At 67.7% G+C, this 22,168-nt stretch carries 18 protein-coding genes and 1 CRISPR repeat array (1 of these 19 only partly in view); of the genes, 2 read left to right on the forward strand and 16 right to left on the reverse strand.

Going from position 1 to position 22,168, the window contains the following annotated elements:
- Window positions 1-40 precede the first annotated feature (40 nt).
- Window positions 41-1,150 carry a DUF5954 family protein gene (locus ACIBUY_RS34060; RefSeq protein WP_399154684.1) on the forward strand — a complete coding sequence of 370 codons (1,110 nt, stop codon included), beginning with the start codon at window positions 41-43 and terminating at the stop codon, window positions 1,148-1,150.
- Between the two features lie 406 nt (window positions 1,151-1,556).
- On the opposite strand, the gene ACIBUY_RS34065 is transcribed toward ACIBUY_RS34060, so the two are convergent.
- The 7 genes from ACIBUY_RS34065 to mycP all read right to left on the reverse strand — a co-directional run bounded on the left by ACIBUY_RS34065 (window position 1,557) and on the right by mycP (window position 7,158).
- Entirely contained in the window at window positions 1,557-2,123 is a 567-nt protein-coding gene (locus tag ACIBUY_RS34065) for a hypothetical protein (RefSeq protein ID WP_399154685.1), read from the reverse strand.
- Window positions 2,124-2,274: 151 nt separating this feature from the next.
- Window positions 2,275-2,715 carry a hypothetical protein gene (locus tag ACIBUY_RS34070; protein ID WP_399154686.1) on the reverse strand — a complete coding sequence of 147 codons (441 nt, stop codon included), beginning with the start codon at window positions 2,713-2,715 and terminating at the stop codon, window positions 2,275-2,277.
- Window positions 2,716-2,927: 212 nt separating this feature from the next.
- Window positions 2,928-3,443, reverse strand: coding sequence for a hypothetical protein (locus ACIBUY_RS34075; RefSeq protein WP_399154687.1), 516 nt, complete (start codon window positions 3,441-3,443; stop codon window positions 2,928-2,930).
- Window positions 3,444-3,445: 2 nt separating this feature from the next.
- The gene (locus ACIBUY_RS34080) at window positions 3,446-3,943 is read right to left on the reverse strand and encodes a hypothetical protein (RefSeq protein WP_399154688.1); all 498 of its coding nucleotides are present in this window, start codon (window positions 3,941-3,943) and stop codon (window positions 3,446-3,448) included.
- A 23-nt stretch (window positions 3,944-3,966) separates the two neighbouring features.
- Window positions 3,967-5,241 carry a hypothetical protein gene (locus tag ACIBUY_RS34085; RefSeq protein WP_399154689.1) on the reverse strand — a complete coding sequence of 425 codons (1,275 nt, stop codon included), beginning with the start codon at window positions 5,239-5,241 and terminating at the stop codon, window positions 3,967-3,969.
- Between the two features lie 129 nt (window positions 5,242-5,370).
- A complete protein-coding gene (locus tag ACIBUY_RS34090) occupies window positions 5,371-5,778 on the reverse strand; it encodes a hypothetical protein (protein WP_399154762.1) in 408 nt (135 codons plus the stop codon).
- Between the two features lie 39 nt (window positions 5,779-5,817).
- Window positions 5,818-7,158, reverse strand: a complete 1,341-nt coding sequence (gene mycP, locus ACIBUY_RS34095; protein ID WP_399154690.1) for a type VII secretion-associated serine protease mycosin — start codon at window positions 7,156-7,158, stop codon at window positions 5,818-5,820.
- A 1,227-nt stretch (window positions 7,159-8,385) separates the two neighbouring features.
- Between mycP and ACIBUY_RS34100 the strand changes: the two genes are divergently transcribed.
- Window positions 8,386-8,649: a hypothetical protein gene (locus ACIBUY_RS34100; RefSeq protein WP_399154691.1), complete on the forward strand. Its 264-nt coding sequence runs from the start codon at window positions 8,386-8,388 to the stop codon at window positions 8,647-8,649.
- A gap of 348 nt (window positions 8,650-8,997) precedes the next feature.
- Here the strand turns inward: ACIBUY_RS34100 and ACIBUY_RS34105 are convergent, their stop codons facing one another.
- From ACIBUY_RS34105 to cas3, 9 genes are all read right to left on the reverse strand, one after another.
- On the reverse strand, window positions 8,998-9,477 hold the full coding sequence (locus ACIBUY_RS34105) for a hypothetical protein (RefSeq protein ID WP_399154692.1): 480 nt from the start codon (window positions 9,475-9,477) through the stop codon (window positions 8,998-9,000).
- 1,102 nt (window positions 9,478-10,579) lie between these two features.
- A complete protein-coding gene (cas2e, locus tag ACIBUY_RS34110; protein WP_399154763.1) occupies window positions 10,580-10,885 on the reverse strand; it encodes a type I-E CRISPR-associated endoribonuclease Cas2e in 306 nt (101 codons plus the stop codon).
- A 5-nt stretch (window positions 10,886-10,890) separates the two neighbouring features.
- Window positions 10,891-11,865, reverse strand: coding sequence for a type I-E CRISPR-associated endonuclease Cas1e (gene cas1e, locus ACIBUY_RS34115; RefSeq protein WP_399154693.1), 975 nt, complete (start codon window positions 11,863-11,865; stop codon window positions 10,891-10,893).
- Window positions 11,862-12,509: a type I-E CRISPR-associated protein Cas6/Cse3/CasE gene (cas6e, locus tag ACIBUY_RS34120; protein WP_399154694.1), complete on the reverse strand. Its 648-nt coding sequence runs from the start codon at window positions 12,507-12,509 to the stop codon at window positions 11,862-11,864. The genes cas1e and cas6e overlap by 4 nt, the downstream gene beginning before the upstream one ends.
- Window positions 12,506-13,363, reverse strand: a complete 858-nt coding sequence (gene cas5e / locus ACIBUY_RS34125) for a type I-E CRISPR-associated protein Cas5/CasD (protein WP_399154695.1) — start codon at window positions 13,361-13,363, stop codon at window positions 12,506-12,508. Before cas5e ends, cas6e begins: the two co-directional genes overlap by 4 nt.
- Window positions 13,360-14,526, reverse strand: a complete 1,167-nt coding sequence (gene cas7e, locus ACIBUY_RS34130; protein WP_399154696.1) for a type I-E CRISPR-associated protein Cas7/Cse4/CasC — start codon at window positions 14,524-14,526, stop codon at window positions 13,360-13,362. Before cas7e ends, cas5e begins: the two co-directional genes overlap by 4 nt.
- A 53-nt stretch (window positions 14,527-14,579) precedes the next feature.
- Complete coding sequence (gene casB, locus ACIBUY_RS34135) at window positions 14,580-15,221, reverse strand: type I-E CRISPR-associated protein Cse2/CasB (RefSeq protein ID WP_399154697.1); 642 nt, start codon at window positions 15,219-15,221, stop codon at window positions 14,580-14,582.
- 112 nt (window positions 15,222-15,333) lie between these two features.
- Complete coding sequence (gene casA, locus ACIBUY_RS34140; RefSeq protein ID WP_399154698.1) at window positions 15,334-16,872, reverse strand: type I-E CRISPR-associated protein Cse1/CasA; 1,539 nt, start codon at window positions 16,870-16,872, stop codon at window positions 15,334-15,336.
- 206 nt (window positions 16,873-17,078) lie between these two features.
- Window positions 17,079-19,949 carry a CRISPR-associated helicase Cas3' gene (gene cas3, locus ACIBUY_RS34145; RefSeq protein WP_399154699.1) on the reverse strand — a complete coding sequence of 957 codons (2,871 nt, stop codon included), beginning with the start codon at window positions 19,947-19,949 and terminating at the stop codon, window positions 17,079-17,081.
- A 159-nt stretch (window positions 19,950-20,108) separates the two neighbouring features.
- Window positions 20,109-22,168: direct repeats of the CRISPR family, unit length 28 nt; unit sequence GAGGTCCCCGCGCAGCGGGGGTGAACCG; it runs 608 nt beyond the window's last position.

The following is a 22,168-nucleotide window of genomic DNA, read 5'->3' on the forward strand; positions in this document are numbered from 1 at the left end:
AACCATGATGGACCGGTGCAGTTGCCGCCAGGATGACGGTATGAGCCAAGAAGGTGTGGGACCGGCCCAACGGCCGGTAACGGTCAGGGTCCCGACGGAGCCGGTGGAGGCCGCGCGGGAGGCCGATGCCGTCGACGCCGCCGCGCACCACAATGTTCTCGCGGTACGCGGCCCGCTGTTCGGGGTCGCCGCCCAGAGCAAGGACGACGGCCCCCGGTGGCGGGTGGTGAGCGAGATTACCCACGGCTCTCCGCAGCAGGCCCGCGACAGTCTCAACTCCCGGCTCTGGTTCCGGGCGAAGGACGAGGCAGAGGACCGTACAGAGCGGCGGGCGTTGCTGGCCGCGGTCGCCCGCCTGGAGCGCGAGCCCGTCGACGAACTCACGGTCCTCGGCACCCGATACCGCGTCGTACGGGCCGAGGAGTACGCGGTCATGGACGGCGCCGGCGACATCGAGGGGCCACGGGCCACCGACCCCGAACCCCTCACCCCCGACTGGACCCGCAGTACCCGGGACGCGCGCGTGGACGACGGCCTGGTCCTGGATCCGGACGCACCCCTGTCCCCCGTCCTCGCGGCGGAGCGCCTGGCCCTGCGCGAATTGGCCTACACCGGCGCCAGGTTCCCCCACGACGTACTGCGCGAGTCCGCCCAGGCGGTGGAGAGCCATCCCGACGTCGTGCTCCTGCCCGCGGTGTTCCGGATCGTGCAGCGATCTGGCGACGAGCCCTGGGAACCGGCAAGCAGCCTGCTGGCCACCGCCCACGACGCACGCCGGACCTTGGACTTCTTCCTGGTCTGGTGGGAACCCCGCAGCCTCGGCCTGATCTCCCCGAACCCTGCCGACGTCAGCGTCGGCACCGACGCGCGCACCGTCGTCGCCGCGGGCACGGACCCCGCGGTGGCGGAGCTGGCGCTGTTCGCCGCGGCCGCCGACCGACTGCGTGCCGAGCACCTCAACCAGGTCGAAGTCCACGGGACGATCTCCAGGATCGGCCGTACGCGACGGCTACTGCGCTGGGGCCCCGACGGGCCGGAAGGACCACGCCCGTCCGATACCAGCGAACACGGACCCGAGGTCATCCACCCCCGCCTCGACAAGGACGGCACCGTCCACTTCGACGAGCCCGCCGGGGAGAGCGCTTCGTGACGCACGGGTGACCAGGCCGGGTGTGAAGCCGTCGGCGAGCACAGGTCCGCCAGGACATCCTTCACCGCCGTCCGGCCGCCCTGCTGCTTCTCGCGGGCCAGGAGCTGGGACGCCTCGTCCTGCGTGAACGTACGCGCCTGGTCGTTGGAGGAGTCGCGCTCATCGGCGCCGAGGACCGGATGGATGGGCTGGCCGTCCTTGCGGTGGCCGAGCACAGTGCGCGGGTGGGCAGCAGGCGAGTCACGAAGTCCTCCAGGCCGGGGCGCCCCCGCGCCAATGGTCAGTCCAGTGCTGCGGCCCGGAATCCCTCCTGGGTTGGCTTCGGACTGAGTGCCCGCACCGTGCCCCGCAGGGAGCCAGTCCGAACTCGGCGACCCTCGCCGGTCACAGCACGAGGGTGAACGCCTCAGTCCTGAGAGGAAGTTGAGCCTGCGGTCTGCACCTGACTGTCCCGGGCGGCCTGTATGACTTCTCTGATAGCGGGAACGTGTTCTTGGCCGACTCGCATGGAGTCCGCCAGGTCACAGAAGGCCTCCAGAGTGTGGCAGTCATCGACCTCATCAATGTGGGCTTCGAGTTTGGCTCGGATATCGAGCCATCGGGCTGACCACTCTTCGACGTGCCATTTGATCATTCGGTCAAGGAAGGCGATGGCGCCACCTGTTCCGTTGATCGTGCGCTGCCCAACCAGGGACTCGCGCCCGGCGTAGACCTTTTCGAACTGCCACAGCAGCACGAAGTAGTGGTCGATGGCCTCCTTGGTCTGCCCGCCAGTTCGCGAGGGGGCGCGGCGGTAGAACTCAAGGATGCTTCGCGATGCCGCTACATCCTGTGAGGTGAGGTCGCTGTAGAGAGTCCGCGCAAGCTCGAATGCAGATCGCGCGCTGGTGGCGCGGGCGTTGTAGTAGGCGACACCGGCCGCGATGAGCGCAACGGCCGCTGTAGTGAGGGAGAGAGCCGGGATGTTCGTCATGCGCGGCATGGTGTCCGCAGCGATACGGCGGCAATCCTTGATAGCCCAAGTTCAGAGGTGAAGTTGAGGTTTCTGTGCATTGGAGAGCAGGCAAGAGGCCTCTGTCGGGTTCCGTGAAGGTGGTGAGGCCCTGCTGGGGCGGCGCTCGTGGTCAACGTGTGCTCATGTTGCTGCCGAGAGCTTCTCGAGCTGCGGATGACGTTGCGCTGACGGCCCGCCGTCGCCGATCTGCAGCCTCGGTTGCTGCAGCCCGTGATTGTCGCCCTTGACGCGCCGCTTGAACGGTCTTCAACTCGCCGTACAGGGCCTTCCGTAGCTCCCGCGCGCACTCTAAGACTTCTATTGGACCCTCAATTGCTACCACGTTGATGAGTGGGACGAGTGAATTGGCCTTATTCCAGGCCTCAGTGAATGCAGCTTGGAATTCGTCGCTACTCAAGTGCGCGTCATGAGTCTTGGTGATCAGATGCACCGCTTCGGCCACTCTATCCAAAAAGGCCACGTAGGCGTCACGTCGGGCTCTGCGCAGTTCGCTGACCCTGATATCCGCCTGCTCCTCGCGGCGGAGATTGAGTACATGAGCATTCTGCATGCGAATGCTCCGTAACCCAACCAGGGAGGTCACTGCCGAACCGCCCAATGCGGCCGCAGCAGTTATGGCTGCGACGACACCTGTCTGGTTCATCGACCGTTCCCCTCGTTCGGTACGTGATGAAGCTCAGTCAGTCAATCCGCCTGTTAGCGGTGCAACGCCATGGGCGGCATAGTTCAGCGCGGCAGGGGTCCTGCTTACGTCTGAGAGGATCACGGGTTGCGCGTGCCTCGCCACGTCCAGCCCGATGTCAGGACTACTTTCTGCAGCGGGGCCCGCATGTAGTTCGAGTCGAAGTCGAAGTCGTAGACACGCTCGCGGCTGCCGTCCTCCCGCTTCTCCGAGCTGCTCGACCGGGAGAACACGCGGGTTCGAGGTCCTCTACCTGTCTTGCGCTCCACGATGCGACCGGGCGGCTTTCCCGCCCGGGTGATCTCCCGGACCTCCGCGCAGACCCGCGCCTCGTGGCTCGCCCCGTCCAGGCGCATACGGAACTTGAACGTCCGCTCGGTCTGTCGTCGGCTCATGCCCTTGCCCCAGGCAGGCTCCATCATGTGCCACTCGGCCACCACGTCGGCATCTTCCTCCGCGAATGCAGCGCGCACTCGCCACGGCTTGTCCGGATGGTTGATCGCAAACAGGGCCTCTTCCACGTGGGAGCGTGGCAGCGGCTCCGCGCCTTCCTCCGGGTACTTGGTTCCTGTCCGCCAGTCGCTGAAGCGGCCCACTGCTAGTTCTCCTCCTGTGCACTCGGGCGCACGGTACGCACGAAGGCCTGGAAGTCTTCGAGGACTTCGTGGTGCTGTTCCGTGGTGGAAGTCAGCGCCAGTTTGATCACTGCATATTTGTGTGGATCGTCGGTGTCCACAAGGGGCAAGTACACCTGGGTCTGAGCCAGGTCTCTCCGCTCGTGCTCGACCGCGGCCTCGAGGACCACGCGCTGGACGAGCGCGGGCGCATCGGCCGGGCCGACCTCGCGACGGTCCACCACGTGCACGGACTCGGCGGTCTGCGCGAGAAGTTCCAGGGAGGTATCGGCCAGGTCGGTCAGCGGTGTGTCCCTGGCTGGAACCTCCCCGTCGAGCGTGATGTTGGCAGTGAACCCGTCATCAGGGTGAGGGTGCAGCGCAGCGAAAGACACGCCGAAGCTGTCGCATGTCTCGGGTGAGGCCGGGGACCAGCCTTCGGGCAGTTGGAAATCTACTGCCGTTGGAAGCTGCGCGGGCAACTCGATACTCCTTTCATCGGGGATCAGTCGAACCAACCGGTGACATTGTCCTTGAGGGACTTCGCACCATGGCCGACTGCGTCAACCGCACCACCGAGACCGACGGCGTCAGCCACGTCCCCAGCGGTCTTGGTGAACTTGCCCGGGTCGAAGGTGATCTCGACACCAGCTCCTGCCCCGACGACTTCCGAGGCAAAGCCCCCGATGCTGGCTTTCCACGTACCGTCTTCTCGCTTCTTGATGCCGAAGTTGTACTCGAGACCTTCACCGGCGCCGACCTCCTGGGTTGCCCCGATGCCGATGCCAGCTACCTCGACGCCCGTGCTGTGAGAGGCCTTCACCCCGTAGAAGGCCTTGGCGTTGAGGCCGATGTTGTCCGTGGTCGCCTTGGCGGTGACTCCGGCCTCACCACCGGCGAAAACGTCACCCCGTTCGTAGATACCACCGTAGTCGCCGTACTCAGCCCGGAATTCGGCCAGTCCGCGCGAGGCTGCGGAGATCTCGGCCTTGGCCGACAGTCCCTTTTCACTGAACCCGTAGTTCGCGCTGCCACGCCCACCAGTGGAGAAGTCCAAGACCCCGGCGAGCGCGAAGTCGCCGTTTGTCAGCGCGCCCTTCCCGGCCAGGTGGAAGAGGTCGAAGCCCGACTTGATCGAGCCCTCCTTGCCGTACTTCGGATCCGCGGAGGCACTGAACGACCGCTTCCACTCGTCCAGGCTCCACTTCCAATCGCCCGCCCAGCCGCCGGACTTCTTGCCGTCCTTGGCGGCGGCCTTGTAGTCCTTGAGGTGGTCCTTCGCGTCGCCGTTGAAGCCCGCGGGTGTGCCGTCGCTCGGGTCGGAGTCGACGACCACGCCATTGAGGGCCGTCTGGACGGAGTGGTCGGTCTTCTCCGCGTCCTTGACGATCTGGTCGAGGTACTCCTGCCAGGCCGTGACGGCCTGGCCCACGGAGTCCTGGTACGAGGGGTCGTGGTGGAGGGCGGTGCGTTCGCCCTCGGTGAGATCAGTGGTGTCGAAGGACACCGCGCCCTCGGCGGAGACGGCCATGCCCGCCTTGATGGCGTCCGCTCGGGCGGACTTGAGTTGCTTGCGTACCTCGGCGAACTGGTGGTGCGCGTCCCGCAGCAGGGAGGCGACCGCCTTGGCTTCCGTCTGGGCTTTCTGGAACTCCTTCAGCGTGATGTCGAATCTCCGGTTGGCGGCATCTGCACTCAGCCCCGACCAAGTCGAGCCCATGGATATGCCGTGCACATCACGGTCGTAGGCGAGCTCCTGCTTATGGAACTCCTGGGCCATCCCGTCCCAACGGTCCGCGGCCGCGGTGAGCGTGGACAGGTCGACCGTCATGATGTCGTGGTACGTCGGCATGCTTCCCCCGTGCTCCTGCTGCGGTGTCTGGTCGAACGGCGGGCGTGGCCCGGTGGGTCAGAAACCGTCGAGCGGCGAGAGGGCGCGTGTACGCGCGCCGACCTCCCCGTCGGTGCCCTGGAGCGTGTTGTTGGCGCTGCGCAGTGCGGTCTTCTCCGACGACAGCCTGTTCAGCAGGTTGTGAACCTGCCCGCCCCACGCCTTGTGGGCCTTCTGCAGAGCGCCCGAGGTGAGCCATCCGTCGCGGAACTCCGCGACGGCCGTGCCGGTTTCGGCGTCCGCCCAGTCGCCCGCCTTACGGGTGTCCGGCTCGATGTGCTGCTCGATGGCCCGTGCGGCGGCCTTCTTCTGCGCCGGGCTCGAGGCAAGGTCCGGCTGACTTCCGCCTGCGAACTCTGATTCGTCGGGAAGGTGATTCAGCTGCATACCGACCGCACCGTCCGCCGCGCGCTGTTCCCCGTTCATGTCGCTCACGAATCTCGCCCCGCTCGATCCCCCGTCATCTCACTGCCCGCCCGTTTGGTTGGTGTCCTGGTAAGGCCACGGCTGGCCCTGCCCTGCGCTTGGCTGCTGGCCGGGGTGAGGCGGCTGCGCCCAGCCGTGCTGCGGCGCCGGCGGGACGGGCGCGGCCGGCGCCGCGCGGCGCCGACGGCCGCGGACAGCAAGCGCCCCACCGCCCGCCCCGACCATCACGAGCCCGCCGACACCCGCCAAAATCCACGGCAAGGAGCTTGAGGAGTCATCGGAAGACGCGGTGGGCGACGCCGAGGCGCCCCTGGACGGCTTGGCGCTGACACCTCCCGGCGCAGCAGAGCCTGCGGCCTTGTAGTCCGGCAGCGGGTACTCGTCGGCCGGACCCGGGTTGCCGGGGTTGGCAAGGGCGATCCGGGGGCGGACAGCGCCGTAGCCGATTTCGTCGGTGCGCGTCTGACCGCTGACCGGTCCGCTCGCGGTGTTCAGCATGACCCGCAGCACCTGGTTGTTCGTCCAGTCCGGATGCTTCGACCAGATCAACGCCGCCGAGGCCGACGCGATGGCGGTGGCATCACTGGTGCCGTGTGATTCGCACAAGCCGGTCTTCCCGGTGCACGCGGCGATCATCTGCGCACCGGGGGCGACCAGATCCACCTGCGGTCCGGACTGGGATTCCGAGGTCCTCTTCAGGTCCTTGCCGATGGCCCCGACACCCACGACCCCGGGCGTCGCCGCCGGATACTCCAACGCGTTGGCCCCATCACCGGTATTGCCCACACCCGCGAAGATCAGCTTGCCCTTGGACAGCGCGTAGGCGACGGCCTTGTTCAACTCAGGCGAATTGTCGGTACTGCCCTGGGAGATGTTGATGACCTGAGCATCGGAGTCCGCCGCGTAGCGAATCGCCTTGGACATATAGGTGGGGTAGCTGTCCGGGTTGCCGTTGCTGCGCGTGTGCTCGTTGGGGTACGGAAGGCGGATCGGGAGCACCTTCGTGCCCGGAGCAAGACCGTACGAGCCAGTCGCCTGCCCCTTTGCTCCGGTGCCGGCGATGAGGACACCCATGCTTGTGCCGTGACCGTCGTAGTCCGTGTGTTCGTCGCCGGAGCCGCGGGAGTAGTCCTTGCCCGGTAGTACCTGGCCGCGCAGGTCTGCGAGGTTGAGGTCGATGCCGGTGTCGATGATGGCGACCGTGATGCCCTTGCCCGTGCTGGTCTTCCACATCTGCTCGGCCTGCATGGCGTCCAGGTACCACTGCTGGCCCCGGACGGACTGGGCGTGTGCGGGTGTCACGGCGACGCACGCAAGGGCGACGCCGGCCACGGCTGACGCCAGCCGGAATCGGCAGACCTGCTGGGTACGGGCACTCATGATCATCCTTAGTTGTCACGCCGAGCCGTTGGAGGCAGACCCGGCAGGCGCAGCTCAGGCTCCACGCGCTCAGGCTGCTGCACCTCGATGTCCCCTGCGTCCTCACGGTCCGGCCGCTCATCGAGCGGACGTTCCTCTGGGCCACGCCGATCCTCGTCCTTGCGTGCCGCAACCGAGGAGCCGCGTGCGGGTCCGCCAGCATGCTGCGTCCCCACGGTGCTACGGCTCACCGCCGCTCCACGGGCACCGGCCGCAGCGCGATCGGTCGCCGTCGAGGCACGCCGCACTTTCGCGGACTGCTGCGGCTGACCACCGACAACACCGTCCGAGCTGGCAGGCAACCGCCCACCAGGTCCAGCCGTCCCACGCCCCGTGCCCACCGTGGTGCCACGGCCCGCCCCCACTGCAGTGCGTGCCGAACCCTCCGGCACGCCACCTCGGGCTCCGACTCTCGACTCGGAGGGCGATCCCCCAACGACCGTGCCCCGGGGAACCGAGCTTGCGCCGCGCCCCGGCTGCGGCGAGACCGGACGACCACCAGCAATCCCGTTCGTCGGCCGTCCCGGACCCGCGGTACCCGGCCCGCGTACCGGCGAGGCCGTGCCGCCCTGGACACCCGGAATCCCCGGTCGCTCCACAGCGGGAAGGCCGCGGCCTGGCGTCACTCCACGGGAAGTACCAGGGCCGCCCGGCCGGCCGGTGCCTTGTGGAACGCCGAGCGGTCCGCGCACGCCAGGGGATGACGGGACGCGGCCGCTGCCCGAACCAGGTGGCGGAGCAACGGACCGCCCCGTGCCGCTGAACAGGGGCGGTGTTTCGGATGGTGGCGTGGCGAGTCCTGAAGTTCCGCCGGTCAACGAAGGCGACGAAGGTGCCGGAGAGGAAAGAGCCGGCGTGGAAGTGGATGGGGAGGGAAGCGTGCCGGCCCGATCAAGAGAGGTGCCCGTGCCGCCCGATGGCAGATCCGGGGTCGGCCTCGGAAGGTGGGATGCGGAAGCAGTCGACTGGTGTCCGCCGGCCAACGAGGCGCCATGGGCCGCTTCCTTGAGCGCGACAGCTCCCGCTGCGGCCACGCCAACTCCCCCTACCGCAGCTGCTGTCCCGGTGTTCGACGGATCGTCCGATGAGGACGAGACGTCCTTGGCACCATGGCGGTCTCTGACTCGGGGAACGAACTGCTCCGGCAGTACCGGGAACTCCGGCGCCTTCAGCGCCTCGATCTGCTCCGTGGACGCCGAGTACGACTGCGCCAGCTTCGTCATCAACAGGGAAGCTTCGGCACGGTCGTTGTCGTACTGCGTCTTCGCCGTCTTCACGGAGGAAGTCGACGGCCCGCTGTCGTGGTTGCCGACGTCCGTCGCCGCGGCGTCGTGCGCGTCCAGGATCGAGCGCGCCGAGGCGCTCGAGTTCTTCAACGACTCAATCTGCGGCTTGACCTCATGCAACGTGTCCGCCGCATGCCCCAGCCACTTCCCGGCGCTCTCGCTGTAGTCACCCAGACTCAGCGTCGCCCGAGCCGCTTGATCAACCCACTTGCGGAACGCGTCGGCGCCTTCGCCCTCCCACTCGACCGCTGCACTGTGGGTCTTCAGATCGCCGCCGATCTCCTTGATCGTCTGCGCCGCCGACGTCAGCAGCGTGCCCAGATCCGCTGCCGTCGCGCCGTCCGCGGGCTCGACCATCGCCCACAGCTCCTCCGGACTATGCACGGCGAATCGATAGGACTTGGCCATGCCCCACACCTGGGAACCCAAGTCGCTCATGCCCCGTACCCTCCCTCAACCACGCCAGTCCCAGTGCCGAGTGCGGCCGTGGTTCCACCACGTGTGCGGGATGCCATCACAGGCCACCTGCTTCGCCGTCCGTCGGCTTCGGCGCGGGCTCGCCACCGGAAGCGGCATCCGCACTTCCGTGACGGGAGCCGTGGTGCGATACCGCGCCCGGGTGCACCAGCGCGTCGGCCTGGGACCGGATACGGCTCAGGCGGGCACGCACGTCGTCGTCCAGGTTGTCGTAACCCGTCTTCGACGCATCGACCGTGGTGACCAAGCTCTCGATCTGCAGGGCCAACATCTTGGACAGGTTCTCCAGCTGGCTGTGCACCTTCGTGTAGGCGGAGTGCAGTCCATCGGCCTCGTCGAAAGCGCCTAGCCGACCGCCCGGCATCGCCCCGCTCGCGATCGACTTCGGCGCAGCCTTCGACTGCTCCAAGTCCCGCAGCAGCGCATCGACCCGACGCTTGAACGTCGAGAGCGTCTCGCCCTCAACGAGCATGGCCTTCGCTGCGGCAACCGCGCCAGCCGCTGCCACGGCACCCACGACTGCAGCCCCTGGTGCATCCCCCGTGCCGGCAGACACGATCTAACCCTCCCCGTACAGCCGCCTCGGTAATTGTTTAGGTCAGCCAAGGCTCCTCGCGATGCTCCCACCTTTAACACAAGCAACAACAGCAAGGTACCTGCCCCCCGTGCCACTTGAGGGGCCATGGAAAGCAAGCGCTGACAATGTGGCGGGAAGCAAACTACCGATCGGTCCCTTGGAAGTACCTCAGGGCCAGTTGCGAGCAACCGGATCGCAGCCGTTCGCACAGGTCGCGGCAGAACTTACCGCGCCCTGCTGGACGTCCCACTGGCACACGCTTCCCGATCACGTCTGCCCCTGCTCGTTGGCCGGTTGTCAACGGGCGTTGGCGACACCATCCGCCCAACGTCCCGCGCCGTGCCCTTCGTCACCGGCATGATCTGCCTCGCCGCCTCGCTGACGCTGCAGGCACGGGTACATGACCGACCCGGAGTACCTGAACCGCTGGGGTGGCCCGGATGCATCCCGTACTGGGCTGTTCTCGCGGAAGTACATGCCTGTCAGTTGCGCCCCGTCCACGACGCTCTTGTCCCTGGGGCCGTGCGGAAAATGTGCTGCCGTTTCGCTGCGGACTGCCAGTGGATCTCCTGCAGGACCTTGGGCCTCATAACATGCCCTTGCCAGCCACGGACAGCTCCCACACCCCACCACGGCGGTTCACCCCCATCTACGCGGGGATCGCGTCGGAACTGCCCGCGGACGGGCCGGGGGTGGCGGTTCACCCACTGCGCGGGGATCGCGCCCCACCCGGCTTCCTCATGGACCGCGGCGCCGGTTCACCCCCGCCGCGCGGGGATCACGCCAAGCTGAAGCCCGTGGGCGTCTTGGCGCCCGGTTCACCCCCGCCGCGCGGGGATCACATCAGTTCGGCGGCTCCGGCGTTGGGCCCGAACGGTTCACCCCCGCCGCGCGGGGATCACGTCCGCCGACAGGTCGCCACCTATGGCCGCGACGGTTCACCCCGCCGCGCGGGGATCACGACCCGGACAGTGGCCTCTACCGCCGCCGCGTCGGTTCACCCCCGCCGCGCGGGGGATCACCCTTCCCAACCTGCCCTCTTTCAGACCGTTACCGTTTCTATGTCCGTTTCCGTCGGGTTGAAAGCGATGAGCGTGAGGCCGTCGAAATCGATGGGAGCGCGTCTTCGTTGGCCCGCTGTGCGGATCGCGAAACGTTGCTCACTACTGTCGGGGAATGCAAGGACGGCGGCGCCGTCACCCACGGATTTCGCGACCACGCCCCATAGTTCGTCGCGGACTTTCGCAGAGAGGGTGCCTACGTAGAGGCCGGGCATCGGCTCGGTCAGCCAGCGGCTGAGGGCTCCACGGACATTGTCTGGGATGGCGGTGGTGGCGATGACGGTCATGTTGGTCACGGCTGGGCCTCGCCGTAATTGCGGCCACCGTCCAGGGCTCCGCCGACGGGGTCCCAGAGGTGGACCAGTTCCTCGGACGCTTCCTCGGCGTCTTGTTGGCGCATCTGGTCACCCGGTTCCAGGAGGTCCTGAATATCGGCCACAATGCGCGGAAGGAGGCGGAAGAGGCGCAATTCCTCCCGGAAGGAGCGCCGTGCTTCGCCTTCCGGGTCAGAGGAATTGGCCATGGAAAAGGCTAGCGGCAGCGTGAGTTCGGCTTTGTAGAGGTCGGCCACGTCGTAGACGAAGGAGTGCGAGGTGCCGGTGTGCACGAAGCCGAGGGAGGGGCTGCATCCGATCGCGGTGATCGCGGCGTGGGCGATTCCGTACAAGCAGGTGTTGGCTGCGGAGAGCGCCCGGTTCACCGGATCTTGACTGTCCCAGTCGGACGGGTCATAGGAGCGTTTGAAGGGACGTAGGCGGTTCTGTTTGGCCAGAAGGCGGTATAGCGCCTTCATCCGTTGTCCTTCAAAGCCGCGCAGCTGGGCGATAGTTGCCCCCACAGGTGCAGTGTTGCCGAAGCGTTTGGTGTACATACGGCGGGCGACGTCGGCGCGCGCGGTGTCCTGGGCCCAGGACCGGACTTGGGTTTCGAGCCAGCGGTTGGGCATACCGTCGGGGACGGCCGCGGCGTAGCAGCGCACGCCACCTGCGCCGGTACACACGACGGTGGTGCCGTGCCGGGCGAGGGTGGACAGGGCGCGGGCGGTGATGGAGGTGCCCGGGCCGAGCAGGAGGCAGCTGAGGGCTGCTGTGGGGATGGCGACGCGCCGGGGGCCCGCCTCGGTCTTGATGACGGCATCGACTCCAGTGTCGTCCTGGACGACACGAGCGGCGTCCAGGTAGAGGAACGACAAGGAGTCGCCGACGCGCGGGAGCATCGCGGCGGTGGGGGCGGCCAGTCGGCGCCTGGCATGGGTGGGGCTGGTCATGTGGCGGGGGCGACGGTGAGCAGGCCGCAGCCGTAGGACTTGCCGCGGCCAAATCCGGCGGCGAGATGGTGGCGGAGCGCGTCGGGGTCGGTGACGGTGGCGGTGCCGTCGAAGCGGGTTCGCGCGTGGGTGACGGTGAACTTGTCGCTGCCGCGTGAGCCTCGCGCGTCGGGCAGGCGGGTGTTGTGGCCGCTGAGGAGAGCCAGTCCGGCCTTTTCGGCTTGGCGCTGCCACCAGACGTCGGCATCAGCGTCGTGCAACGGAATGACTTGGCCCGGACGTCCCGCGATGGTCCTCTTACCCAGCTTTCGCGTGGCGTTGGCGGTCAGCCGGTAGTGGATGGCCGTCCCCTTGGTGAGCCTGTGGAGCAGGGGGGAGAGCGGGCGGCTTTGGGCCTGGCCGTAGGCGGGATCGAGGCGTTCGAGGTTGGGCGCGAGGGCGCTCTGGATCATGACGCTGGTGCAAAGTGGGGTCTCGTCGACGCGGAACAATGCGCCGACCATGTGGCGGGCGTTGGCGCCCAGGCCGTCAGGGAAGAGCATCATGACGCGATGGTGCAGACCGACGGCGCTGCGGATGTCGCTGCGTGCGCTGTGGTTGTGAGGGTTGGGGATGATCCGGGTCAGCCACAGGTCGGTGTTCATCGCAAGGTCTCCCGTTCTTGGTCGAGGTACGTGGTCAGCGCGTGGAGGTAGCCGACGCCGTGTCCGCCGAACTGAGATGCAGGCAGGGGAAGTTGCACGGGAACTCGGCGTTGGGTGCGAGTGCCGTAGCGGCGGTCCAGCGAAGCGAACCCTTCGGGGACGTCGCGCACTTCCTCTTCCAAGGCGTGCGGGACGGCCAGTCCGGGAAACTCCTCGCGCATGGCGTGAACGAGGGCATCGGTCGGAAGGTCGGTCGTGAATTCCACGGTCTCCAGTAGTGGCAGGTCGGAGGTTCGCTTTTGCCGCGATGGCGTGCGGGCAAGAGGGAGTCGGAGCAGGTGCGTCAGGGGTCCGCGCCGGGCTTCGGCCAGCAGGACGGGCCCAGTGGGTGGGCAGGAGCGGCGGCCCAGGTAGAGGGGCCACCGAGGGCGGCGCAGGGCATTGGCGCACTTGCGCAGGAGGTCGGTGTCCTCGCAGGTGACGGCCACAGTGAAAGCAGCGTCCTGCAGGTAGTAGCGGTTCGAGACGTGGGTGGCGGTGTCACCTTTGCGTCGTCTGCCTTCAGAGGTGGCGACGGTGAGGTGACGGGGCATACCGCCACCGACGGTGTGGAAGTCACGCAGCCGGGTACCGGCGCGGTCGATGCGCACAGTGAAATGAAGGGTCCGCAGTTCGCCTAACGGCTCTTCGCGGGCGAGCCCGAGAGCTGCGGCGAACAGGCCGATGAATCCGGACCGAGTCGGGGACAGGGCGGTGTCACGTTCGTTGAAGGGGGAGGCCACACCCCAGGACTGCAAGGGCCCGGCGAGATGCAGGAGCAGCCCTTCGCCCTCAAGGCCGGAGGAAGCTGTCACTGCTCTGCCCCACTGGAAAGAGCTGCGGTGGTGGCGCCCTGAATGAGCTCCTCAAAGGAGTCGAGGCGCTCACCGAGACCGGCGAGGTCCTTGGCGACGAGAGATGCGTGGCCGTTGAAGTGGATGCCGGTGTTGCCAAGCAGTTTGTTGACCGCCTCGGCGTATGCGGCGAGTTCAGCGATGGAGGTCTCCGTGTGTCCGCCCTCGCGCGGTGCTCGTACGGGCTTCTCGAAGGCGCCGGCGTAGGAGACAGGGCGGTCTTCACGCACGGTGAGCTGGACGAGGGCTGGGACGGTGTGGGGGGCGGTGGAGTTCTTCTTCGCCTGGGGCAGGGAGAGGATCGCGGCGTCGAGGAAGGCAGCGATCAGCTCATGGGCGGCCGCGATGTCAGCGTCGACGTTCCTGAGCAGTTCGCGGGTGTCGACGACGATGAAGCGGTACAGGACGCCCGCACTGTGCTCCGCATGTCCCATATGGGCACTACCTGACGTATCGCCCCAATTGTCCGTTACGTCATCGACGGCGCTGAAGTAGTCGATCTCAGTGTCGGTCTCGTGCGTAGTGAATGGGTGAGCGACCTGTACGGCGCCATCGACCTTGGCATCTTCGATCTGGGCCAGCATGCGGCCGAAGAGGTTGATGATGCCGTTGCGGGAGCGCAGGACAGCGTCGACCCGGTCGGTGGGCAGCAGTGCATCCTTCTGCTTGAGGGCATTGCTGTCCTTCGCTGCTTCCAGTGCGGGCCGGAACTCCTCACACAGGTCGGCAAGTTCGGCTACGGCAGTGTCGGGGACGTAGACCATCGCGGCCGAGGACCAGGGCTCGCCTTCCTTGTCCTTGCCGGGCGGCTCGGCGCCGACACTGCTGGCGACGACCGCATGCCGGGCGGCGCGCCGCCCGGCCTCAGAACTCCAGGCGCGCTCCTCGACCAGGTGCCGCTCAATCCGTTCCGCGAGCCTCCGGGTGCGCAACGAGGTCTCGCCGAGGCGGGTCTGCAGGCGCAGCCGCATGGCACGCTTCCAGCTCTGGCTGCTCACCCGCGTGCGATTCACACCTCCCCATTGCACTGTTTTGATCGAATTCGTGTCGTCTCGGTTCAAGTTTGCGTACGGGGTGCCTTGGATGATGTGGCCTTCGATGAAGTAGCCCAGCTGACGGGACATGAAGTCTCCTTCTGCGAAGTGGCGGTTGAGGCGGGGGTGAGGTGCGGTAGGGGCTATTCGCCAGCGCCCTCGCTGTGTTCCGTGGCATCCGCGCGGTCGGCGGCTTCGCGTTCGCTGCGCAGCCGTGTGCGGTAGAAGGACTGGTGCCACTGGCGGGTGACGCGAGGGCGGTCGAGGTCCCATGCCCGCAGGTCTGCCAGCAGCCGCACCCAGTCGCCGAACTGCAGCTGCTCACCCACGATCCGTACGCTGGCTGGGAGGGTACGGTGGAGTCCCCCGACGCTCTGTTTGGTCAGAAGCCTCAATCGAGCCTCCGCGCTGCTCTCACGGAGCAGACCGGCGTCCACGGCCCCGGCGAGGCACTCCCCGAAGTTGCGCCGCGATCGGACGGTCTGTTCCGGAGCCGTGCCGGCATGCGACTTCGAGGCGGAGGCGGAGGCGATCATGGCTGCGATCGCGTAGTACGCGCGCTCGGTGTTCTCGTAGTGTCGGTGTGCCTCTGGTACGAGGCCGGCGATCACCCAGTGCATGCGCTCGCAGTCGTCAACGCGCTTGCGCAGCCCGCTGCGCAAGGCGGCCCTGGCCCCGGGCGACTCCTCGCAGATACGGAGTACCTGGCCGACGAACCGGTACTCGTCGGCGTAGGGGGATTCGTGCGCAGAGGCGGAGGAGGGAGTGGATTCGGGGTCGGTCATGGCGCCCTCTTGGGGTGTCGTTTCGTAGGGGTCCTGTCCTGTGGTGCCTGGAATTGCGGTGCTACTCGCACGCATTGGGGCCGTCGTGGTTTGCGGCGGCTGTGCGGGCGTCCTACCGGACCCGGCCGGTGACGTCCTTGGTCCGGCGCCCGCCGTACAGATCCAGCCGCGCGTGCTCGATGGCCCGTGCGCCCTTGGCGGTGCGGACGAGCCCTTCCGTGACGGCGTCAAAGGACTCCTCGGCCAGGCGCCGGAAGTCCCGCCAGCTCTGAGTGAAGTTCTCGCTGCGCACGCGGCTCCAGAACTCTCCCTCTGCGCGCGGCCAATAGTGCGCCGCCGCCTGTTCCGACCAGATACAGTCCGCCATTTTCGCGTCGTGGATCACGGCCCAGGCCCGCTTGACCGCCGTCGCGAGCCGGTGGCCGTACAGTTCGCCGACCACTCGCAGGTCGCCGATCTGGCGAGCCGCCTCGGGACGGTGAACCTGCATGAGTCCCAATAGAGGCGGGGTCAGGCCACTGACGAACTGCATGTCCTTGGTCTTGCCGTCCTGCTCAAATCCCAGAGCCCGTACCCGGAACTGTTCCCCGCCCTCGAGGTCCTCGGCCGCAGTGAACACCTCGGGCCGCTGGGGCTTGGTTGAGCCGCTCGGCTCCTTCAGGAGCAGGGCATCCACGTCGCGCCACAACGCTCGTCCGGAACTCGCGGGGCGGGCATAGGTGTTGCCCTCCTTGCTGGTCTGCCAGATGACGTAGGCATCGCGGGTGAGGGGCTTCTTGCCGCGGTGTCCCCAGGTGATGTAGGCGTCAGTGACAAGTCGGCCGGTATTGTCGGGGATCAGCAGCAGGGCGTGCTGCCAGCCCCCGGTCAGCCGAGACAACGGACCGGCATAGGGCTTCGCAGCGGAGACCGGGTCGTCGAGCTCGTCCGTCTCCCAGGGGCACAGGTCCTGTTCACGGCGCACCGTGGTCTCGGGCGGAGTGAGGCCGGCCAGCAGCGTCTCCCACAGAGTGACACCCTCAGGGTGGAAAGAGATGCTTGAACGCAGTGGTCCTGCCGCGGAGTTGGCTTCCGATGTGTGCCCCACGGTGCGGGTCGCGCATCGCCCGGCAGGGCCGTAGTACAGCCACATCAGCAGGTGAAGAAGGGCTTCGTGAGAGCGTAGGGGCTCAGGGGCCTCGTCGAAGTGGTGGCCAAACCATGCGGGATTGTTGCCCGCCGGTCGCCCCAGAGCCAGCTTGTTCACGCCCGAGGACTTGGGGCACTGCTCCGCGAGCCGCGGGTCCTGCAGAAAGGGGCGCTGAGAGTTGAACATCTCGAAGCGGCCTGGGTACTTCGCGAAGTACGCATCGACGGCATCAACGTCAACGCCGTTCTCGAGCAGATCAACCCGACGCTCGTTCCATTCATCAGGACCTTTGCGGGCCTCATCGAGACCGGTGACGCGCGCGGCGAGCGCGTACAGGATGCGGTAAAAGGCCGAGAGCGCGGGAGGTGGGCCGATGGTGAGAGACTTGATCTGCGGTGCTTCCAGGAGCAGTTGACGAATCCCGACCCGCGTACCGACCTGATCGGGGGCCTCTGCGTCCTCGGCGCGCAGGCAGTCCGCGATGGGGGTCGTTAACAGGTCTCCGTGCGGCTCGTGATCCATGTGCCGTAACCGCCAAGCCATCTCGTAGTGGGTGGTTGGGTAGTGTCGGGCGGAGTTCCCCGCGCTGCGGGGGTGAGCCGAGAGGTAGCGTGAAAGCTGCGCTGGCTATCGTGAAGACCCGATCCCCGCGAAGGCGGGGGCGCCACTGCTGCCTGGCTCTCGGCTACAGATCACGACGGTAGAGCACCACAGGAAGAGAGGGAGCGTTAGTCACTAGATAGCCCGAACTGGCCGTATGTGACGCATCCTTGGTGTACCTTCCCTCGCCATGTTCCGTCCGACTGCTGGCGCATCGGAATCAACTTCCATTCGCGCAGTACGGAGTTGGCCCTCCAGGCGGCGGGCAGCTCAAGCAGCTCGGCGCGCTCGCCGAACCACCGGCCGGGCACAGGGATCATGTAGTCGGCGACGCGCTCCGCGTCCGCGCGCCCCAGACGCTTACTTCTGGCCAGGTCCTCATTCACACCCGGCACCGGAGTCTGTCCAGCCTCATCCAGCGTCCAGAGCCCGTCTGCTTGTTCATAGGCGCATACAGCGCGCGCAGAGTCGGCGCCGAGGCGGGTGGCGACCAGATCTTCGTCCACTGGCACGGGGGTATCGCTGAGGTGGTGAAGGTTCCGCCCGACGTCTTGAGGCGCCTTGATCCTTACAAAATCGGCAAGTTGGGATTCAGCTGCCTCTTGTGCGCGCCTTTTGATGTCAGCTGCGCGAAGTTCCGCCTGCGCCTTGTCGTCCAGGTTCCCGGTGAACTCCTCGGCGTAGACGGCGTCCACAAGCTCCTGCACATTGCCCGGAACCTGAACGACGCCGTCCGCGCGCTCCTCGAGCAGCGCGCTGGTCGCGCGTAGCAGCGACTCGTAGTAGACGTCTCCCCATGCGCGGGGAAGCTGGAAGCGGCCTTCATCGTCCACCGGGTCCAGCACCACGATCCGGGGATCCCCTGCCGCCCAAGCCGGCCGATGGTCACAGTGGAGATCGTGCGTCGGCCCCTTGTGACGCTGACACCGCCCGGCCCGCTGGATGATCAGGGCAATGGGAGCCAGGTCCGTGATCAGTAGGTCAAAGTCGAGGTCAAGGCTTTGCTCTACGATCTGCGTGGCAATCAAGATCGAAGCCTGCGGGCGCGGTCCATCTTTACCGAAGGCGGTCTCGCACTCTTCCGTGATCGTGCGCCGATCACGCGTCCGGAAGCGGGAGTGCAACAGGCGCAACCGAGGAACGGGCTTACCGGCCGCCTCCTGCTCGCGCAACCACGACCGCACAGCTTCGGCCGTTTCCTGAGCCTCGGCGACCGTTGTGCAGCACACCAGTGCCGTACCGCGACAGCTCTCCACGAGGTTCCGCAGCAACTCCTTGGTCACCGCCAGACGATGCGAGTCCTCGGAGGCGGGTACGTCCCGGCGTACCGGGCGTACCTCAAAGCGCAGGCTGCGCTCGCGCTCGCTGGCCACGGCCCGGGGCTCGCTCACCACGCCGCTCGTCCCGTCGACAAAGAGCCAGCCGGGATAGCTCGGCTGCACGTCAGCGGCCAGGACGTCTTCGTCCGTGCCGCACCCCCGCTGGTAGGCCGCCACCAGCGAACTCGCCGCTGCACCAGTCAGCGTGGCCGACAACACCACGACCGGCGCCTTCATCGCGCCAAGCCACTCCAGCAGCCGCACCAGAAGCGCGTGCATCCACGGCCCGTACGCGTGTACCTCGTCGATCACCAAGACCTTGCCGGACAGCGCCAACAGCCTGAGCACGTTGTAGCGCAGCGGCAACACTCCTGCGAGCGCCTGGTCGATGGTGAATACGCTCAACGGAGCGAGCATTCCGCGCCGCCTGGCGTACAGCCATTTCGCCGCCTCCACCGAGGCTTGCACGCTCGATAGCACCGAGTCGGCTACGGCAGCGGCCGAGGCCGATTCCTTCGCTGAGGTGCTGCTCAGCCAGGCCATGCTGTGCACCCGGGTCAGCGCCGCGTCTTCTTCCAGCGCCCGTCGTGCGAATTCCCGGACCCGCTTGTACATGGCATCGGTCGTCGCCATCGTCGGCAAGGAGAACGAGAGGCCACTGGCCCCCACCGCACGCATGAGGACACTGGCCGCGAACAGGGCGGCCTCCGTCTTCCCGTCCCCGGGCGGCGCCGTCACCAGCAACATGCCGGGCCCTCGCACCAGTCCCGGCAGATCCCTGACCAGCGAAGCCTGAAGGATGTTCGGCTCGAAGCCGAACATCTCGGAGAAGGAGAGGTCCCGCAGGACGGCGACTCCAAGTCCCGCTTCCTTCACGACCTTTGGGGCATGTTTCACCGACCGGTCCCAATGCGCGCGAAGCGCCGACTCGCTGGTAGCCCAGCCCTGCTCCGGCAGCCGAGGGCCGATGAAGGACTCCTGACTCGCCAGCCAGTCAGCAACGATCACAAGGCCCGAGATCAGGACCGCCACCGCGGAAGGAAGGGGCTGCTGCGGGACCGCCGAGGCGCCCGTGACGCGCCGAACCGCCGCAGCATGCGCACGGCACTGCTTCTCCCATGCCTCGCCGCCGAGTTGCCGACGGTAACGCCGAGGCTGCGCCACCTCCCTCGAGGTGAGCGCCCGCCAGAACCAACCGTGGTGCCCGCCAAGCATCTGCGCCACCTGATGCCCCACGCCGCGATGCAGGCCACGGGCCGCTTGTGGATACCCGAATTCCTGGAAGATCGACACCAGCGCCCAGTGCGTCGCTTCGTCGTGCCGAAGCTCGCCTTCGAAGTTCTCCGCCAGATAGGGGCCATACGATGGGTCGGTTCTCAGCAAGTGCCCATACGCCTCTGCGGACTTGGACTGGAAAGGCGGACTGATCTTGCCCAAGTCATGCAGCCCAGCCCAGAAGCACACCAGTTGGCGCAGCTCCGTTGGGCTCAGCCCGACCTCTGCGCTCAGCCGTTCCACGGTCTGGGCAGGCAACAAGCGATCCCACAATGCGCCGGCCATAGCGGCGGCATCGAGGAGGTGACAGATCAACGGATAGCGCCTCGGCAACCCGTGCTCCTTGCCCCACAACAGGACCTCGATGTCCTCTAAGGAATCGTCGTGATCATCCGGTACTGCCATGCGGGCCTGGCCCCCACTCTGAAGTGCCACGAACCAATGGCAGGCATCTCAGCACACGGCACTGACAACGACTGCCCTCAGGCAGGACAGACAAGTTGGATGCACCTTACTCCTCGGTCACAGATTGATAACCTCCGGCAAAGGTGCAGGTTGCTAAGTGAGGTCCCCGCGCAGCGGGGGTGAACCGTGGGCGTCCGTCGTGTACGACGCCGACGGGCAGAGGTCCCCGCGCAGCGGGGGTGAACCGCCCTCCGACTGGGCCCTGTCCTGAGCCGACTGGAGGTCCCCGCGCAGCGGGGGTGAACCGGTGTAGCCCGCGGCGTACATCTCCTTGACCTTGAGGTCCCCGCGCAGCGGGGGTGAACCGGATCTGGACAAGCGCACGGCGGGCGAGGCGACGAGGTCCCCGCGCAGCGGGGGTGAACCGACCGTGCGTGAGCCCGTCGGCACCCTGTCCACGAGGTCCCCGCGCAGCGGGGGTGAACCGCCGGTGATGTCGGCGTCGCTGCCGAAGGTGTCGAGGTCCCCGCGCAGCGGGGGTGAACCGCTGCCGCGGAGCTTCTCGGCGAGGTTGAACTCGAGGTCCCCGCGCAGCGGGGGTGAACCGTTCAGCGGATGCGGCAAGCCGCACGCGCGTGGGAGGTCCCCGCGCAGCGGGGGTGAACCGGCGGCGTGAGTCTCGGAGCGCCGGAGCGTGGGGAGGTCCCCGCGCAGCGGGGGTGAACCGCGAAAGGGTGTCTCCGTCGACCGCATCCGCGGGAGGTCCCCGCGCAGCGGGGGTGAACCGGTGGCCATGAAATCGCCGCGGATGTCCGCGAGGAGGTCCCCGCGCAGCGGGGGTGAACCGTCCAGGTCACCGCAGGTTCCCGACACGGAACGGAGGTCCCCGCGCAGCGGGGGTGAACCGCCGTTGACGAAGGCGCCGCCGGGGGCGACGAGGAGGTCCCCGCGCAGCGGGGGTGAACCGGTTGTGGCGCCGTTGATGTCGGCGTGGTGGCGGAGGTCCCCGCGCAGCGGGGGTGAACCGCCGCAGGCAAAACCCCCGCGGCACCCGACCCGGAGGTCCCCGCGCAGCGGGGGTGAACCGCCGAGCGCGCGGGCGACGAGGGCGCTTCTGCCGAGGTCCCCGCGCAGCGGGGGTGAACCGGTGACGTGGATCTACACGCACGAGAGCGAGGGGAGGTCCCCGCGCAGCGGGGGTGAACCGTCTCCTACGTCACCAGCCCCGAGCAGGCCCACGAGGTCCCCGCGCAGCGGGGGTGAACCGATCAACCTCGGCTACGCCACCGCCCGGTTCCAGAGGTCCCCGCGCAGCGGGGGTGAACCGTCAGCCGGGTGGTTCAAGCCGACGCTGAACATGAGGTCCCCGCGCAGCGGGGGTGAACCGGCGGTGTGTGCGATGCCGTACGCGGTGACGCGGAGGTCCCCGCGCAGCGGGGGTGAACCGTCGGGCCGCGCCCGTAACGGTGTGCTCGGGTCGAGGTCCCCGCGCAGCGGGGGTGAACCGTTGTTCCCGGCGGGAGAGTCCACGTAGCCGACGAGGTCCCCGCGCAGCGGGGGTGAACCGGTTGCTTCGGTCGCCGACGACGCGAGCATGCGGAGGTCCCCGCGCAGCGGGGGTGAACCGTCGACTGCCCTCGGGTCGCCGAGGGCGTCACCGAGGTCCCCGCGCAGCGGGGGTGAACCGTCGAAGCGGCGGTCGTCGCCGCGCTGCTTCGGGAGGTCCCCGCGCAGCGGGGGTGAACCGTTCGGCGTGTTGCGCTGGACTCGGGTGGTAATGAGGTCCCCGCGCAGCGGGGGTGAACCGCCGTCGACGGCGGCTGGGGCGTGCGCCTGGCCGAGGTCCCCGCGCAGCGGGGGTGAACCGCGGCGTCACGCTCTGTAACGAACGGCCGCGCCGAGGTCCCCGCGCAGCGGGGGTGAACCGTGGCCCGACGAGGTCCGTGCCCCGGACGCAGTGAGGTCCCCGCGCAGCGGGGGTGAACCGCTGCACGTCCCGATCGCGGCGGACATCGCGGAGAGGTCCCCGCGCAGCGGGGATGAACCGCCATGCCCCGCCCGGAGGGTGCCCGATGAACAGAGGTCCCCGCGCAGCGGGGGTGAACCGCCGGTCGGCGAGGAGGCGCGGCAGCTCCTCGCGAGGTCCCCGCGCAGCGGGGGTGAACCGACGAGGACTGGGCGCAGGTCCAGGCCGACGCCGAGGTCCCCGCGCAGCGGGG

The sequence above is a fragment of the Streptomyces sp. NPDC050085 genome (genome assembly GCF_044460595.1).
Lineage (GTDB): Bacteria > Actinomycetota > Actinomycetes > Streptomycetales > Streptomycetaceae > Streptomyces.

What these genes read in the sequence shown, in the direction of transcription:
- ACIBUY_RS34060 (WP_399154684.1), top strand. Translation starts at nt 41, where the DNA reads ATGAGCCAAGAAGGTGTGGGACCGGCCCAACGGCCGGTAACGGTCAGG.
- ACIBUY_RS34065 (WP_399154685.1), bottom strand. Translation starts at nt 2,123, where the DNA reads ATGACGAACATCCCGGCTCTCTCCCTCACTACAGCGGCCGTTGCGCTC.
- ACIBUY_RS34070 (WP_399154686.1), bottom strand. Translation starts at nt 2,715, where the DNA reads ATGCAGAATGCTCATGTACTCAATCTCCGCCGCGAGGAGCAGGCGGAT.
- ACIBUY_RS34085 (WP_399154689.1), bottom strand. Translation starts at nt 5,241, where the DNA reads ATGGCCCAGGAGTTCCATAAGCAGGAGCTCGCCTACGACCGTGATGTG.
- ACIBUY_RS34090 (WP_399154762.1), bottom strand. Translation starts at nt 5,778, where the DNA reads ATGAACGGGGAACAGCGCGCGGCGGACGGTGCGGTCGGTATGCAGCTG.
- mycP (WP_399154690.1), bottom strand. Translation starts at nt 7,158, where the DNA reads ATGAGTGCCCGTACCCAGCAGGTCTGCCGATTCCGGCTGGCGTCAGCC.
- cas2e (WP_399154763.1), bottom strand. Translation starts at nt 10,885, where the DNA reads ATGACCGTCATCGCCACCACCGCCATCCCAGACAATGTCCGTGGAGCC.
- cas1e (WP_399154693.1), bottom strand. Translation starts at nt 11,865, where the DNA reads ATGACCAGCCCCACCCATGCCAGGCGCCGACTGGCCGCCCCCACCGCC.
- cas6e (WP_399154694.1), bottom strand. Translation starts at nt 12,509, where the DNA reads ATGAACACCGACCTGTGGCTGACCCGGATCATCCCCAACCCTCACAAC.
- cas7e (WP_399154696.1), bottom strand. Translation starts at nt 14,526, where the DNA reads ATGTCCCGTCAGCTGGGCTACTTCATCGAAGGCCACATCATCCAAGGC.
- casB (WP_399154697.1), bottom strand. Translation starts at nt 15,221, where the DNA reads ATGACCGACCCCGAATCCACTCCCTCCTCCGCCTCTGCGCACGAATCC.
- casA (WP_399154698.1), bottom strand. Translation starts at nt 16,872, where the DNA reads ATGGATCACGAGCCGCACGGAGACCTGTTAACGACCCCCATCGCGGAC.
- cas3 (WP_399154699.1), bottom strand. Translation starts at nt 19,949, where the DNA reads ATGGCAGTACCGGATGATCACGACGATTCCTTAGAGGACATCGAGGTC.